The organism is Actinotalea alkalitolerans (genome assembly GCF_023369855.1).
In the GTDB taxonomy this organism is placed as follows: Bacteria; Actinomycetota; Actinomycetes; order Actinomycetales; family Cellulomonadaceae; genus Actinotalea.
On the sequence record NZ_JAMBPP010000002.1, the window covers coordinates 87,817 to 102,778 of the forward strand.

At 68.1% G+C, this 14,962-nt stretch carries 12 protein-coding genes; all 12 read right to left on the bottom strand.

Going from position 1 to position 14,962, the window contains the following annotated elements; genetic code table 11:
• Positions 1 to 4: 4 nt before the first annotated feature.
• A complete protein-coding gene (locus M1R94_RS02200; protein ID WP_249380034.1) occupies positions 5 to 1,087 on the bottom strand; it encodes a LacI family DNA-binding transcriptional regulator in 1,083 nt (360 codons plus the stop codon).
• 532 nt (positions 1,088 to 1,619) lie between these two features.
• Positions 1,620 to 2,768: a nitrilase-related carbon-nitrogen hydrolase gene (locus M1R94_RS02205; RefSeq protein WP_249380035.1), complete on the bottom strand. Its 1,149-nt coding sequence runs from the start codon at positions 2,766 to 2,768 to the stop codon at positions 1,620 to 1,622.
• A 236-nt stretch (positions 2,769 to 3,004) separates the two neighbouring features.
• Positions 3,005 to 4,072: a sugar ABC transporter substrate-binding protein gene (locus tag M1R94_RS02210; protein WP_249380036.1), complete on the bottom strand. Its 1,068-nt coding sequence runs from the start codon at positions 4,070 to 4,072 to the stop codon at positions 3,005 to 3,007.
• Positions 4,069 to 5,241: an ABC transporter permease gene (locus M1R94_RS02215; protein ID WP_249380037.1), complete on the bottom strand. Its 1,173-nt coding sequence runs from the start codon at positions 5,239 to 5,241 to the stop codon at positions 4,069 to 4,071. The genes M1R94_RS02210 and M1R94_RS02215 overlap by 4 nt, the downstream gene beginning before the upstream one ends.
• Before the next feature lie 41 nt (positions 5,242 to 5,282).
• The gene (locus M1R94_RS02220) at positions 5,283 to 6,800 is read right to left on the bottom strand and encodes a sugar ABC transporter ATP-binding protein (RefSeq protein WP_249380038.1); all 1,518 of its coding nucleotides are present in this window, start codon (positions 6,798 to 6,800) and stop codon (positions 5,283 to 5,285) included.
• A 103-nt stretch (positions 6,801 to 6,903) separates the two neighbouring features.
• Positions 6,904 to 7,848, bottom strand: coding sequence for an aldo/keto reductase (locus tag M1R94_RS02225; RefSeq protein ID WP_249380039.1), 945 nt, complete (start codon positions 7,846 to 7,848; stop codon positions 6,904 to 6,906).
• 96 nt (positions 7,849 to 7,944) lie between these two features.
• Positions 7,945 to 9,711 carry a GMC family oxidoreductase gene (locus M1R94_RS02230; protein ID WP_249380040.1) on the bottom strand — a complete coding sequence of 589 codons (1,767 nt, stop codon included), beginning with the start codon at positions 9,709 to 9,711 and terminating at the stop codon, positions 7,945 to 7,947.
• Between the two features lie 3 nt (positions 9,712 to 9,714).
• Positions 9,715 to 10,359 carry a gluconate 2-dehydrogenase subunit 3 family protein gene (locus M1R94_RS02235; RefSeq protein WP_249380041.1) on the bottom strand — a complete coding sequence of 215 codons (645 nt, stop codon included), beginning with the start codon at positions 10,357 to 10,359 and terminating at the stop codon, positions 9,715 to 9,717.
• 642 nt (positions 10,360 to 11,001) lie between these two features.
• Positions 11,002 to 11,796, bottom strand: a complete 795-nt coding sequence (locus M1R94_RS02240; protein WP_308199861.1) for a triose-phosphate isomerase — start codon at positions 11,794 to 11,796, stop codon at positions 11,002 to 11,004.
• Positions 11,793 to 12,257 (bottom strand): ribose-5-phosphate isomerase, encoded by a 465-nt coding sequence (locus tag M1R94_RS02245; protein WP_249380043.1) that lies wholly within the window; start codon positions 12,255 to 12,257, stop codon positions 11,793 to 11,795. Before M1R94_RS02245 ends, M1R94_RS02240 begins: the two co-directional genes overlap by 4 nt.
• The gene (locus M1R94_RS02250; protein ID WP_308199862.1) at positions 12,254 to 13,981 is read right to left on the bottom strand and encodes a dihydroxyacetone kinase family protein; all 1,728 of its coding nucleotides are present in this window, start codon (positions 13,979 to 13,981) and stop codon (positions 12,254 to 12,256) included. Before M1R94_RS02250 ends, M1R94_RS02245 begins: the two co-directional genes overlap by 4 nt.
• Positions 13,982 to 13,994: 13 nt before the next feature.
• Positions 13,995 to 14,951 carry a sugar phosphate isomerase/epimerase family protein gene (locus tag M1R94_RS02255; protein ID WP_249380045.1) on the bottom strand — a complete coding sequence of 319 codons (957 nt, stop codon included), beginning with the start codon at positions 14,949 to 14,951 and terminating at the stop codon, positions 13,995 to 13,997.
• Positions 14,952 to 14,962 lie beyond the last annotated feature (11 nt).

The following is a 14,962-nucleotide window of genomic DNA, read 5'->3' on the forward strand; positions in this document are numbered from 1 at the left end:
CCTCTCAAGCCCCGGCCCCAGGCTTCGGACGGTAGCGTGCGGTGCTGTCCCGAGGGATCAGATAGGGCACCTCGATGGGCTCCGGCATGCTGCCACTGCCCCGGATCAGCTGTAGCACCCTGTCGACGCACCGGCGCCCGACCTCCATGAAGTCCAGGTGCATCGTCGTCAGAGCCGGTTGGTAGTACCGGGCCTCGGGCACGTTGTCGAACCCAACGACGCTGACATCCTCCGGTACGTGCATTCCGAGTTCCGAGGCCGCCTTGAGGAGCCCCAGGGCCATCTGGTCGTTCGCGGCGAAGACCGCCGTCGGCCGTTGCCGTTGCAGCATCCGCAGTCCCACTTCGTGCCCGGACTCTGCGCTCCAGTCCCCAGCCAAGACAGGTCCCGCCGCGCTCCCCGCGGCCATGAGAGCGCGACGCCAGCCCTCGATGCGAGCGTCCGTTCCGAGCCAGCCGGGAGGGCCGGCGAGGTGGTGGACCGTCGGGTGCCCGAGGTCGAGCAGGTAGCGCGTGGCGATCTGCGCACCGAGCACTTCGTCATGAGCGATTGTCCGCTCGCGGTCCGACACTCCGGGTTCGAACATGACGAGTGGCACCGAAGCCGATAGCCCTTCCACGGCGTCAGCCGCAGCGATTGTCGGCGCGAGGACGACGATGCCGTCCACCGCATCTGCCACCAGGTGGTCCAGCGCCCGCCGCATGGTGGGTCGATCGATGTCGTTGAGGCTGACGAGGCTCGTCGCGTACCCCAGCTCGCGGGCCTGCTCGGCGATCCCGAACAGCGCCTGCGCCGGGCCGTACTGCATGGCCCCGACGGTGACCACCCCGAGGTGCATCGTCTGCCTCGTCACGAGCGCCCGGGCTGCGTTGTTCCGGCGGTAGCCGAGCTGGCGCACAGCACGCTCAACCCGTTCCTGCAACTCCCGGCTGACGTAGGCGTTCCTGTTGAGGACCCGCGAGACAGTCTGCTGGGAGACGCCCGCTAGACGGGCCACGTCAATCATGCGTGGCGCCTGCGGCGCGCCGACCACGTCAGGACTCTCGGGCGAGGTGCGCACAGCCACCTCGCGCAGAGAGGGCTGCATGACGTCAGTGTGGTGCGCCGAAGACGCCGCGCCGCCCTCACCTGCCATGTTCATCGCCTCTCAACAGGGCCCACTCCCACCCACGGCATCGGTCGGACCGTCTGATCCCAGGGTATCGATCGGTCAACATGCTCAAGACACACCTCGTGGATGGATAGTGATTGCTTTCTGCCGATTTCGCGCCGCCTCTTGGGTAGCGAGTAGAAGCGCTACCGACTCCTCGTGTCCGACATGTCCGTTTCGGCATACTCACCAGTGCGCACCGCGGCGGAGTAGATATCCATCACGCCATGAAGGTGGTGCATCTCGTCGCCCTCCGCCCTGGGACCAGAGCTCTCGGCCTGGACATCGAGCGCCACGAAATCTCGTTCGTCCCCCGAGTGCGGTCCTGGAGCAGATCGAGCTGCACGTCCGCTCCTACGGTGAGAGTTGGCCCTGCGGTCCCGGGAACGAGTTGAAGAGAGCGTCAGGCGGAGCCCGGATGCGCGCCAGGCATGGGCGGAAGCCCTGACCCGGCGCGCATCCGGTGCCCTCACGCCCCGGCCGTCTTCTCGGCGGTGTCGGTCACCGGAGTACCCACACGGTTGCCATTCGAGCGGTAGCCCTCCGGCGGGGTCAGAACCCCCCTCTCGATGAGCGTCTCGATGTTGCGAGCGCGGGTGGCGTCCTCCCGAGCGAGCCAGTCCTCGCCGGGGGGCTCCTCGAGGTACTGGTTCTTCGGGTAGATCGGCTGGTCGTAGATCGCGCGGTACTGCTCGGTCCGCAGGTCCTTGAACTGGTTGTACAGACCGTTGGCGATCCGCGACCGGCGCAGGGCCTCGATATCAATCGTCGTGCACACGAACGAGTCGCCCGACGTCCAGCCGTTCTGCTGAGCGACGATCTGTCCCCGTGGGTTGACGATCATCGACTGTCCGCCGAACAGGTCCTGGATGCCTCCGTCGGACATGATCTCCGGGCCCAGGTTCGGTGCCACCACGTAGGCGTGGTTGAACAGGGCGTGGGCCCGGTTCTGGATCTCCCACATGCCGGTCATGACTGCCGGCTCGATCAGAGTTGGTCGGATGATGATCTCGGCACCGTTCATCGCGAGACCGCGGGCGATCTCCGGATAGACGCCTTCGTGGCAGATCACGATGCCGATGTTGCCGATCTCCAGCCGGGCGACGGGGAAGATCGCGTCCATCGCGTTCCCCTTGCCCTTCTTCTGGACCCACTCGTCCCACACATCGTGCGGGTTCATGTTGCCGAGCATGCCGCCCTCGTAGGCGTCACTGGTCGCCTTGTAGCGCTTGTAGACGATCTCGCCTCTGGGATCGATGATGAACGCCACGTTGAAGTAGCGGTCCTCGAAGTCCTCGTCCTTGACCATGTAGAGCTCGGCGGCGATGTAGGTGTTCAGCTGCACCGCCTTCTTCGCCAGCTCGTCCGTCTCCGGCCCGGGGATCGTCACAGCGAAGTGAGCTTCCCGCTCCCGGTTGCCCGGGGTGTTTGCGATCATTCCTTGGATGGCCATCTCGGGGATGACGACGAGGCGGACCGGTGCGCCCTCCCAAGCGCCGACCATGACAGCGGTGTCCATGAACTTGTTGATCCGCTTGACGTTCTCCACACCGTCCTTCCGGTCTTTCATCTGGAATGTGCGGGGCGAGAGTGCGACGACGGAATACGGCTCGACCATGTCTGAGCTCCTTCTAATCGTATGCGCAGTTCGTAGCTGCGCTCGGTGACTACTGTCGGTTGAGATCTGATCCGCTCTCTATCCGGGGTGAAGGCCATCAGGCGACCCACACCCCGCGGGTCGGGCGCCCGGAGCCGCCGACCGCCGGACTCGCCGGCGGTCGGCAGGCAGCGGCGGATCAGTCGAGCAAAGGTCGGCCGAGTTACGGGTGGGTCGACCTCGGGTTGAGCGACACGTCAGAACTGACGGTCCGGGTCGAAGTACTCCTCGGCGTTCTCCGGTGTGGCGAGGAACGTGTCGATCCAGAACTCACCACCGGGGCACACCGACTCCTGGGACTCCCCGCGAGCCGCTGCGACGGCCATCTCGACCGCGGTCTCTCCTTGCTTGTAGGGCTCGTTGGAGGCGTTCGCCAGCACGGGCCCGTCCGGGTTCTCGATCATCTCCTGCAGCACGGCCATCTGGCCGTCGTACGTGCCGATGATCACCTGGTCCAGGATCCCGGCGTCGGCCAGGCCCTGCTTGATGCCCGGGAGCATCACGTCGCTCAAGCTGAAGACGATGTCGAGGTCGGGGTTGGCGGTCGCGACGTCGCGAACGGGGTCAAGGGCCCGGTCAGGCAGCCACTCGCCGTAACGAATCGGCAGGTACTCGATCTCCGGCGCGTCCTCGACGCTGTCGTAGCCGGCGACAACCCCGTCGTGCCTCCAGGTGGTCACCGTCTCCCCTGAGTAGCCTCCGACGACAACTGCCTGGAGCGGCTCGTCGGCATCCCCGAAGCGCTCCTTCGCGAACTCGGCGATCTGGGCCCCCAAGCCGGCCGCGACCTGCTCCTGGTCCTCGGCGACGTAGCAGAACTGATTCTGTGCGAGGTCATCGGCGAGGTTGCTGTTGACCACGACGATGGGGACGTCGTCCTGGACAGCAGCGTTCACCCCGCCTGCGACACCGGTCGGGTCGTGCGGATTGATGATCAGGACGTCGATGCCCTGGGTGAGGAGTGTCTGGACGTCAGAGTTCTGCTTGACGGTGTCGCCACCAGCGTCGGTGACGATGATCTGGGCGCCGATCTCGGCGGCCTTGTCCTCGGCTCCCTGCAGGAGGGTTGCCCACCAGTCACTGCCCGCCAGCCGCCGCTGGGAGAAGCCGATCGTGATGGTCTCTTCGCCGCCGGGGGCAGCGGTCGTGCCGTCGCCGTCAGCGCCGGCGCCGTTCTGCTGGCCGTTGCCTCCGCAGGCGGAGAGCGCGAGTGCGAGTGCGAGGCCGCCGGTGAGGGCGGCGCCCCTGGTCTTGGTGCGCATCATGGGGTTCCTTCCGTGCTGTCGGGCTTGCGGGCGGGGGATCGGTCGTTCCCTTCGTTGAGGTCGGGTCGCCGGGAGGCAGGAGCTGCCGGGCCGGCGACAGGGGCGGGTGAGCCCGGGACGGCGTTGTCGCCGCGCTTCCGGAGCTTGGTGATGGCGGCGCGGATCCGCTGGATGCCGCCGCCAGAGGTGAGGAACACGGCGATGAGGATGACCAGGCCGCGGATCACGAGCTGAGGCTCGGACTGGATGCCGGCCAGGTTCATGATGTTGCCGATCATCCCGATGATCAGCGCGCCCAGGACGGTGCTGATCGGGTCACCGGTGCCGCCGAACAGCGAGGTGCCACCAACGACCGTCGCGGCGATCGAGTCGAGCTCGTAGCCCTGCCCGACCAGCGAGCTGCCCTGGGAGAGGCGGCCGGCGAGCATCAGGCCGGCGAGCCCGGCGAGCATGCCGCTGGTGACGTAGGCCATGACCTGGTCCCGCTTGACCGGCAGCCCGGAGAGTCGCGCGGCCTCGGGGTTTCCACCCAGGGCGTACAGGCGACGTCCGAGCGGGGTGAACCGCATGACGAAAGCCGCGACAAGCGTCACGACCACAGCGATGAGGACGACGTTCGGCACAGTCGCCGTCCGTCCTCCGAAGAAGCTCAGGAAGTTCTGGTTGCTGATCACGATGAGCGTCCCGACCTGGACAAGGAAGGCCACTCCACGCGCGATGCTCAGCATGGCCAGTGTCGCGACGAACGGCGCGATCCTGGCGTAGACCACGAGGATGCCGTTGATGAATCCCGCGAATGAGCAGGCGAGGAGAGCCACGACCACCGTGACGACGACGCCGTGGCCTTGGCGCAGCAGCACAGCGGCGATGACGGTAGAGAGTGCCGCCACGGAGCCGACCGAGAGGTCGATGCCGCGGGTCACCACGACGATGAACTGGGCGACACCCAACACTGCGACGACCGAGGCGGCGACCGCGATGTTCTCGAGGTTCCGGGCGGTGAAGAAGAAGGGCGACGTGAAGGATCCGACGACGGCGACAAGGATGAAGACGCCGAGCAGGTAGCCCTGGGGCCCGATCTTGAACCCGCGACGGGCCCTTCTCTTAAGGGGTTCCGAGCTCACGGTGAGGTCCTCGGCCATCGAGGCCTCGTGAGAAGAGACCGACATGGGTTCCTCCTGGGGATTGGCGGGGCGGTAGGGGGGAGTGCTCATCGCAGATGGGTGAGGAGGTCCTGGTGCTTGGACGAGATCTCCTCGTGCGTGGCCTCTGCCACGACGCGCCCGGAAGAGAGCACCATGACCCGGTCGCACAAGGCCGCCTCGGAGACCTCGGAGGTGACGACGATCGCCGCACCACCGGCCCGCAGGTAGGCGCGGATCAACCGGTAGATCTCCTCCTTGGCGGCGACGTCGACGCCCCGGGTCGGCTCGGCCAGGATCAGCACCTTGCTGTTCTTGGTCAGCCAGCGGGCCAGCAGGACCTTCTGCTGATTCCCGCCGCTCATGGTGCGGACGTGCTGGTGGACGCTGCTGCACTTGATGCTGAGCTCGTCGACCTGGGTGAGGGCGTGCCGGACCTCATGGCGGTGGTCGAGCAGTCCGACTCGTGTGAATGAGGCGAGCGAGGCGAGGGTGATGTTCTTGTTGGCGCTCATGTCCAAGACGAGACCTTGGGACTTGCGATCCTCCGGGATGAGGCCGAGTCCCGCGCGAATCGCCTCTTGTGGCGAGCGCACCCGCACCTTGCGCCCATCGATGGTTGAGCTTCCGCTGACCACCTCGCGCAGACCGAAGAGGCACTCGGCCAGTTCGTTCTGCCCGGCCCCGAGCAGACCGGTGATGCCCAGCACCTCACCGCGCCGAAGGTCGAAGGAGACCGGGTGCAGCTGATGGCCGTCGGACAACTCGTGGACCTGCAGAACGACGTCATCCGTCGCAACCCCTCCGAGCTTGCCCTCGGCGCCCTCTGCCGCGGCAGCTGCGAGGGAGTTCTCGTAGCGGTCGCCCACCATCTCCTTGACGATCTGATGGGCGCCGGGAACGGTGTCGAAATGGGCGACCCGCCGGCCGTCCCGCAGGACGTCCACCGTGTCGCACACCTGGGTGACCTCGTCGAGCCGGTGCGAGATGAAGATCAGGCCTACGCCGGAGACCGCCAGTGCTCGCATGAGATCTAGGAGGCCACCGACGTCCCTCGGTGGAAGGGTCGTTGTTGGCTCGTCCAGCAGGAGGACGTGAGGGTCGGACTTCAGCGCCTTGGCGATCTCCACGAGCTGCTGCTTGGCGAGCGGGAGCGACCCAACAGGGATCCGCACGTCCACCGGTGCTCCGAGACGCTCCATGAGCTCAAAGGCCCGCTTCTCCAAGCGACCTCGACGGACGAACACCCCCTTGGCGAAGTCGTCGAGGAAGATGTTTTCCACCACGGACATCGTCGGGACCAGGCTCATCTCCTGGTAGATCGTGTAGATGCCGGACCGCCGCGCGGCATGCGGGCTGTCGAAGTGGACCTCCGTGCCGTCAACCCAGATGTGCCCGGCGTCGGGCTGCTCGGCCCCCGAGAGGATCTTCACGAGCGTCGACTTACCCGCACCGTTCGCACCGGAGAGGGACAACACCTGGCCCGCGTGGACCTCAAGGTCCACTCCGTCCAGCGCCGTCACACCCGGATACCGCTTGGTGAGGCCCTGCACCCGTAGTGCCGGACCAGCGACGTCCACGCTCATCGCGACCGCCTTCCCGAGGGGTGACCCGCACACCAGGGAACACATCGCGCTCTGATCGGCGAGGACACGTCTAGACCATCTGGTAGCGCTAACATCGCGATCCTCACGAAGCCATCTCAGGGATGCCGTGACGTCCCGGCTCGGCGAGCTCGTCAAGGGAGGACCAAAGGTCCGCGGGGATCTCGACTGAAGCCAGCTCGAGTGTCTGTTCAACCCGCTCCGGCGTCGACATCCCTACGATCGTCGAGGCGATGCGCGGCTCCCGGAGTGAGAACTGCAGGGCTGCGGCTGCCAGCGGGACGGCGTGCTCAGCACAGGCACGCTCCATGGCGCGGACGCGGTCCCGCGTCTCCTCGCTGGCGGGGCTGTAGCAGTAGTTGGGGTGGACATCCGGGCCCTTGACGAGCATCCCCCCGCCGTACGGCGCCCCGTTGACGAAGCCCATGCCCTTGTCCGCCACCTGATCGATGAGGGGCCTCGCGGACTGATCCACGAGCGTGAAGCGGTTGTGACTGATGACGGCTTGGAAGACGTCCAGGTCGACGTAGCGCTTCATGAGGTCGATCGGCCCACCAGCGACACCGATGTTGTCGATCAGCCCCTCGTGCTGCATGTCCACCATTGCCTCGACCACGCCGCCGGGGCCGGACGCCTCGTCGAAGTCGTGGACCTCTGGGTCATGGATGTAGACGAGCTGCAGCCGGTCGAGACCGAGTCGCTCCAGGCTCTCCTGGACGGAAGCCCTTGCCCGCTTCCCAGACAGGTCGGTGCTGCCGTGCTGTGGATCGACCTTCGTCGCGAGGACGAAGCCGTTCGGCAGGCCGCCGCGCTCCCGCAGCGCGATCCCGATCCGGCGTTCGGCGTCGAAGTAGTTGTTGGAGGTGTCGATGAAGTTCAGAGGTGAGTCCAGAACCCGCAGAATCGTCGAGACGGCCTGCTGCTCGCTGACTTCGTAGCCGTACTGAGCTGGGAAGTTGCCGAGCGGGCTAGTTCCGTGGCAGATCGAGGTGACGTCCAGGCCTGTGCTTCCGAGTGGTCGGGTCTGCATAAGTCTTCTCCGTGAGCTCGTTGATGGGTGTGCGGGTCCCGGCCCCCGACATCGACGTGTCGTCAGGGCCCTGCTGCAAGACGCTGTGGTGGGGTATCAGTGGCTGTGGTTGTGAGACGCGTGGCGATCCCCGACGTGCCCGTGCTCGGTCACTGGCCCTGGTGCCGACCGACCGATGATGCTGTCCGCCGTCATGTAGGCCATCGCCCAGATGGTCTCGGTCGGGTTGTACCCGTGGTAGCTGGGGAACTGACCTCCGCCTACCACGTAGAGGTTCTCGCATTCATGGGAGCGGCCGTAGACATCGACCACCGAGATGGTCGGGTCCTCGCCCATTCGATGGGTGCCCACCTCGTGGGTGGAGAGGTGGTAGTCCGGCTTGGTGGTCTCCTCCCACCAGTAGGTCAGGCCCATCTCTCGGGCGATCTTCCTCTTGACTCCCAGAAGGAACTCGACCATCTTCTGGTCCCATTCGCCCCAGCCGTGGGTCATGCGCAGCGCCGGCTGACCCCAGGGATCCTTGCGGCGAGGGTCGAGATCGACGTACGTGTCCGTGGTGGGGATGTTGGCGGTCTGTGAGTACATGGACCACACGTGGCTGTAGTTGTCGCGCATCCAGTCGCGGAACCCGGCGCCCCAGCGCGGGGCGCTCGGCGGCATCGCGTGGGCGATCTCGATGGGCTGGTAGTCACCGGGCCAGCTGATGATCGGGGCGCCCCAGAGGACCGTCGGGTCGTGCTCGTGAACAAGCTCGCCGCTGAAGTCCTCGATCGAGGTCGAGGCCACGAGGGTACCCATGTAGGGGTTGGAGGGTTCCTTCGTGAGTCCCATGAAGAAGCCGAAGGCATGGGTCATGAGGTGCTTACCGACCTGGCCATTGGCATTGATGCCCGAGGCCAGCAGGAGACGGGCGTTCTCCAGCGCGTAGCACGCCAGCACGACACGGTCCGCCTCGAGGTCGACCGATCGACCGTCAGCGTCGTAGTAGGACACGCCCGTGACACGCGCGCCGTCGCGGGAGCGGTTCACCTTGTAGACGCGACAGTACTCGCGCACTTCCAGGTTCCCGCTGGCCTCGCCATAGGGCAGCGCGGCGACGTGGGTGGACGTCTTCGCGTCCACGTGGCAGGGGTACCCGTGGCAGAAGCCGCAGTAGGTGCAGCCCGAACGACCTTTGAAGGGCTCCGAAGCGATGGCGGCTGCGGTGCGGAAGGGGTGATAGCCCAGGCGACTGCATGCCTCGGAGAACTCGATGTCCGCGGTGCCCTGCCGCAGCGGGGGCATCGGGTAGTCGCGCTGGCGGCGAGCCTCCCACGGGTTCTCGTCCAGCTCGGGCCTGCCGGCGACATTGCTCCCCCGCCCGGAGATCCCTAGCTCCCACTCGGCCTTGTCGTAGTACGGCTCGAGGTCCGCGTAGGTGATCGGCCAGTCCACGAGGGTGTGCCCCTCCGGGAGGGCGCTCTTCCCGAGCCTCTCCTCGATCTCCGTCTTCATGCGGAACTCAGTCTCGCGGAATCGCCAGCAGGCCCCACCCCAGTGCACGGTGCCACCCCCGGCGCCGAGTGACGGCGGGAGGTGCAGCGGGTTGGCGGTGCCCAGTGGGCCGGCAGCCCACGGTGCAAGCTCGCCGTCACCATCCTGACTGGTCTCGCGCCACGTGATCGGGTCCGTGTCCATGCTGGGGACCAGGGAACCGCGGGCGTAGTAGCGGATCTCGTCCTGCTTGAGCTGGAAGTCCTGGGTGGTGTGCTTGGGCCCCTTGTCGAGGCAGACGACCTTGAGGCCAGCCTGTGCGAGCTCGGAGGCGATGACGGCACCCGAGGCACCGGCTCCGACGACGATGGCGTCGATCTTCGAAGTCATGGATCAGCTCTCCTGGTTACTCGTGAAGGTCGAGTTGTCTGGGAGGCTCTGCAGCTGCGCACGCAGGTCGGAGAGCGTCTTGATCGGGAGTGAGCGGCCGTCGAAGCCAGGGCCCATCTGTTGGGCCGTGTAGCCCCAGTAGGCACCTGGGAACCCGACGAGCTTCCAGCCGATGGCATCGCGGTTCCCCCCGTACACCGGGTCGCAGAAGAAGCCCTCGATGGTGTGCTCACGGACAACCGCGAAGAGTCGCCGCAGGATCGGAAGGTCCGCGTCATCCCGCTCACCCTCTTCGTCGCCGAACAGCTGAGGCGTGGTGCCAACCTCGGTCTGCTCGGGGCCGAGGAAGTGGCGGATGACCCCGTCCTGGTCGTCGGCGGTCAGGCCGATGTAGGCGGCGGACCTCTCGTTCAGGCAGTAGCGGTCCAGCGCGCGCAGCCCGGTGCGGTAGACGTGCTGCAGATGCGTGCTGACGCCGCCGATGGACCGGTCGATGTAGTACACGACCCCGGCGCTGGCCGCACCTGCGCCATCCCCGCCGTCGGGGATGATCCGCTCTGCGATCGCCTCGACGGTACGGGCCTCCGCGTCGTTCAGGAACGTGAGTGCGGTGAGGCCATCTGCAGCCTTGCTGTGGTCGACGGTCATGCTGGGGTCCTCTCTCTGCCGTACAGCGCCAGTGCTGACTTTCGAGGCGAAGGGTGGCGAGGAGGACTCGACCTCACCCGTCGCGGGGTGCCAGGGAGGTAAGGAGCGTCGTCGCTGCTGTTCCCGCTCTCCATGTTAGCGCTCCCTTGGGATGCGTCAAGAGCTCGCAGCCGCCAGATCCGGCCGTGGGCTCGTGTTCCGTGCTGAAACTGGTGGTCGTCAGACCACGTCGGACCGGCTCTGGCGTCAGCAAGGCCAAGGGCGCGTGCCGGTTAAGATAGCGCTAACATGGTCGTGGGATGACTGAGGTCCCCCAGCCGGCACTACGGAGCGCGCCCACGCCGACAGCAGTTCTGGAACAGCCCCGGCCGCCCGCCACAGAACGTCTGGTCCTCGCGGTGGCGCTGGGGCACGACATGAGCACGCCGCGTCGGTGCCCCCGCGCACGCGCTACGAACGGCCGCACCTTCGACAGCGTGAAGATCGGCGCCTGCCGTCGGATCCCCACCGATGCCATCGAAGCTCTCATCGCCGCTCTCCGCTTGGAACAGCCCCGAACCGCGGCCACTGGCCCACGACCAGAAACGACGAATCACGCCTGTAGGGGGTCCACCGCGAGTAGCTACCTGGCAGGGCAGGAAGTCAGGGCGAAGGCACCTGACGGCTGCGACCGGCCAGGTACGCGATCTCCACGAGCCCCTCCACGGACCACGCTGCCCGGCCAACGAATACTCCGTCGACGCCCGGCACAGCGAGTAGCTCCGCTGCGTTGCCCTGGGCGACCGAACCGCCGTAGAGCACGCCGGCGACACCAGGCGCCGAAGCCCGGATGGCGGCCACCACGCCGACGATGTCCTCGGGTCCCGCCGGCCGCCCGCGCGAGCCGATCGCCCACACGGGCTCGTACGCAACCAAGACACCTGACGGGTCGTCCACCCCGCGGAGCGCGGCCTCGACCTGCCGCACCACGTGGGCGTCGGCACCTCCCTCGTCGCGCACCGCGGCTGTCTCTCCGACGCAGACGAGAGGACGGAGCCCATGCCGCAGCGTGGCGAGCACCTTGGCGTTGACCCGCTCGTCCGTCTCCCCGAAGTGCTCTCGGCGCTCGGAGTGGCCGATCTCGACCATCACCGCGCCCGCGTCGGCCACCTGCGGCACCGACACCTCGCCGGTCCAGGCACCGGCGTCTTCCCAGTGGGCGTCCTGCGCGCCGACGAGCACCGGCGAGGATCCCAGCTCGGACCGCACCGCAGCGATTGCCGTCGCGGAGGGGATGACGAAAGGCTGGACGCCCGGCATCGCGGTCCCGTCGCCCCAGGCGTCGGCGAGCCGCCGGGCATATCGACGCGCCTCCGCGAGCGTCTTCGTCATCTTCCAGCTCGTCCCTACCCAGGTCACCGGGACGTGTGACCGGCCCTCTCCTCGTAGCCCGGTCACGGCGCGTCCGGCTCCTCGTACTGCCCGATCGCGGCGACCTTCTCCGCCGAGCGCGACTCCTCGTCGAACACGTGCCCGAGCCATTCCGACGTCAGCTTCCGTGCGACCTCCAAGCCGATCACACGGGCGCCGAAGGTCAGCACCTGGGCGTTGTTCGACAGCACCGAGCGCTCCACCGAGTACGCGTCGTGGGCCGTCACTGCCCGGACACCCAGGACCTTGTTGGCGGCGATCGCCACCCCCAGCCCCGTCCCGCACACCAGCAGCGCCCGGTCAGCTTCCCCTGCCGCCACCATCCGGGCCGCCGCGACAGCGATGTGCGGGTAGTCGGTGTCCTCGTCGCTCGTCACGCCGACGTCGACCACCTGCCCGACGCGCTCGTCCTCCTCGAGGTGACGCTTGAGCGCCTCCTTGTACTCGAACCCGGCGCTGTCCGCGCCCACCACGATCCTGAACGTCATCGATCCTCCTGGGTGGTGTCGGGGATGGTGGTCCGCAAGGCGGCCTCGACCAGCCGTGCGAACGACACGGCACCCGGGTCCGGGTGGCCGATGCTGCGATTGCCGTGCGCGCGTGCCCTTCCGGTCCGGGCCGCCATCTCGGAGGTGGCGGCAGCGCCGTCGGCCGCAGCATCGGCGCCCGCGCGCCATGCCGCTGGCAGGTCACCGTCCCGGTCGACGCCCTCGCGGACTGCGGCGACGAACGGCACGAACGCGTCGAGCATGGTCTTGTCCCCGGGCTGGGCTCCACCGAGCCGCAGGACGGCGTCGCGCGCCCGCTCCAGGGCCTCGGCTGCCCTCTGGGGTGAGACGGCTTCTCCGTCGTCGAGTGCTCCGGCGGCGGCGGCGAGGGCGGCACCCCACAGGGCTCCCGACGTCCCGCCTGCTGAATCCGACCAGGCCGCGGCGGAACGCAGCAGGGTGGTCCGCACGCCCGCTCCGGCCGAGGTGACCTCCTGGGCGGTCTCGACGGCGCCCGCGGTGCCGAGCACCATCCCCTGCCCGTGGTCGCCGTCCCCGGCCACCGCGTCCAGGTCTCCGAGCTCGTTCTCCGACTCCCGTGCCACCGCGAGGGCTCGGCGCAGCCCTTCGAGGACCGCAGCCGCGGCCTCCCGCGACGCCGGGACGCCGGGCACGACCGGGTCCTCCACCTCAGCGGCGGAGATCTCCCGCGGCGTCCGATCGCCGGCCGGGCTGAGGTGACGCCGGACGGCCGGAGTGTCGACCGGAGCCGTCCAGAGCTCGACCAGCTCGTCGTCACAGAACATCACCGTGAGTGAGAGTCCGGCCATGTCCAGGCTCGTCACGTGCTCGCCGACCTCGGGGGAGACGACGTCCAAGCCGTGCTCGGCGAGTCGTTCCGCGACCCGTCGGTAGACCACGAACAGCTCCTCGTACTTGGTCGCACCGAGCCCGTTCAGCAGGACCGCTACGCGGCCCCCATACCCGTCGCCGCGCTCCGGCTCCTCGGCCAGCACACCCTCCACCAGGAGGTCCGCCAGATCGTCGGCCGTGCCGAGGGGCGCCTCGCTGATCCCCGGTTCGCCGTGGATCCCCAGGCCGACGGCCACGAGACCCTCGGGGACATCGAAGAGCGGCCCGTCCGCTCCCGGCAGGGTGCATCCGCCGAAGGCCAGCCCGAGGGTGCGGGTGCGGGCGTTCGCCCGGCGTGTCACGGCCTCGACGGCGTCCAGGCTGTCACCACGTGCCGCGGCAGCTCCGGCGACCTTGAAGACCATGAGGTCCCCGGCGATGCCCCGACGCAGCTCGGGCTCGTCCGCCGGGCCGCTCGCGACGTCGTCCGTCACCGTGATGATCCGCACGTCTACGCCCTCTGCCCGCAGCTGCTCCGCGGCCTGACCGAAGTGCAGCACGTCGCCCGCGTAGTTGCCGAAGCCGAGGAGCACCCCTCCACCGTTGTCGGCAGCGCGGACCACGGACCGGACCTGCGAGGCGGATGGGGAGGCGAACACGTTGCCGCACACCGCCCCGTGCGCCATGCCCTGCCCCACCCAACCGGCGAACGCCGGGTAGTGACCGGAGCCCCCGCCCAGCACGACGGCGACCTCACCACTCGGGCTGGCTGAGGACCGCACCACACCGCCCGGTACCGCCAGCAGGTGCTGCGGGTTCGCCGCCGCGAAGCCCTCGACGGCCTCGACGGCGAAGCGCTTCGGGTCGTTCATCAGACGAGTCATCTCACTCCCCTAGCTTCGCGCGCAGGATGCGCCGCAGGTAGTCGCGGTTCGTGGCGGCGACGCTCAGACCGTCACCGCCGTAGTGCTCGACGCAGAACGGACCGGAGAAGCCGACGTCGAGGGCCATGCCCACCGCGGCGCGGTAGTCGATGAACCCGGTCTCGAGCGGAACGGGGGCCGAGAAGTACGCACCTGTCGCCGGGTCGTAGTCCCGCAGGTAGTTCTTGACCTGCCAGTAGTTCGTGTAGGGGAGCATCCGCTCGAGCATCACGCGCCAGTCCTCGACCGGACGGTGCAGCCGCACGATGTTGCCGATGTCCGGGCACAGGCCCACCCCGGCCAGGTCGATGTCCCGCACGAGACCGACCGCACCCTCCGATGTCCCCAGGTAAGTGCCCTCGTACATCTCCAGGGAGATCTGCACACCGGCACTGGCGGCGCGCTCGCCGACCATGCGGAAGCGTTCGACAGCCCGGTCACGCACCGCTGCGTCGTCCGGGTCCTCGCCGCCCGGGGCCAACCAGAACCAGTGCGCCTCCTGCTGGGCCGGGGTGAGCGGCTGGTGCAGACCGAGGCACACCGTCCCGACGCCCAGCTCGGCCGCCGCGTCGACGGTACGCAGGGCGTACTCCAGGTTCGCGTCGGCCACGGTCGGGTCGGGGTCGATGACGGACTTGCGGGTGACGGCGATCGCCGAGAAGGCGAGCCCCAGATCGCCGGCCGTCGCCGACAACGCGCGCAGCGTCGCGGGCGGCAGGTCGCCCGGGCGGACCCAGGAGTCGGTCAGGTCCACGTGCTCGAACCCCGCCAGCGCGACCTCGCGCAGGGCGGGTCGCCACTGCTCCGGTCCGCCGTCGGTCAGAGACCTGCCCGACGGGTCCGTTCCAGGGAACTGCAGCAGTGCCGCTCCGACGGGCCACGTCGTCGAGGTGTAGGGGTGGCTGGGGAGGGACGTCATCGTGCTCTCCT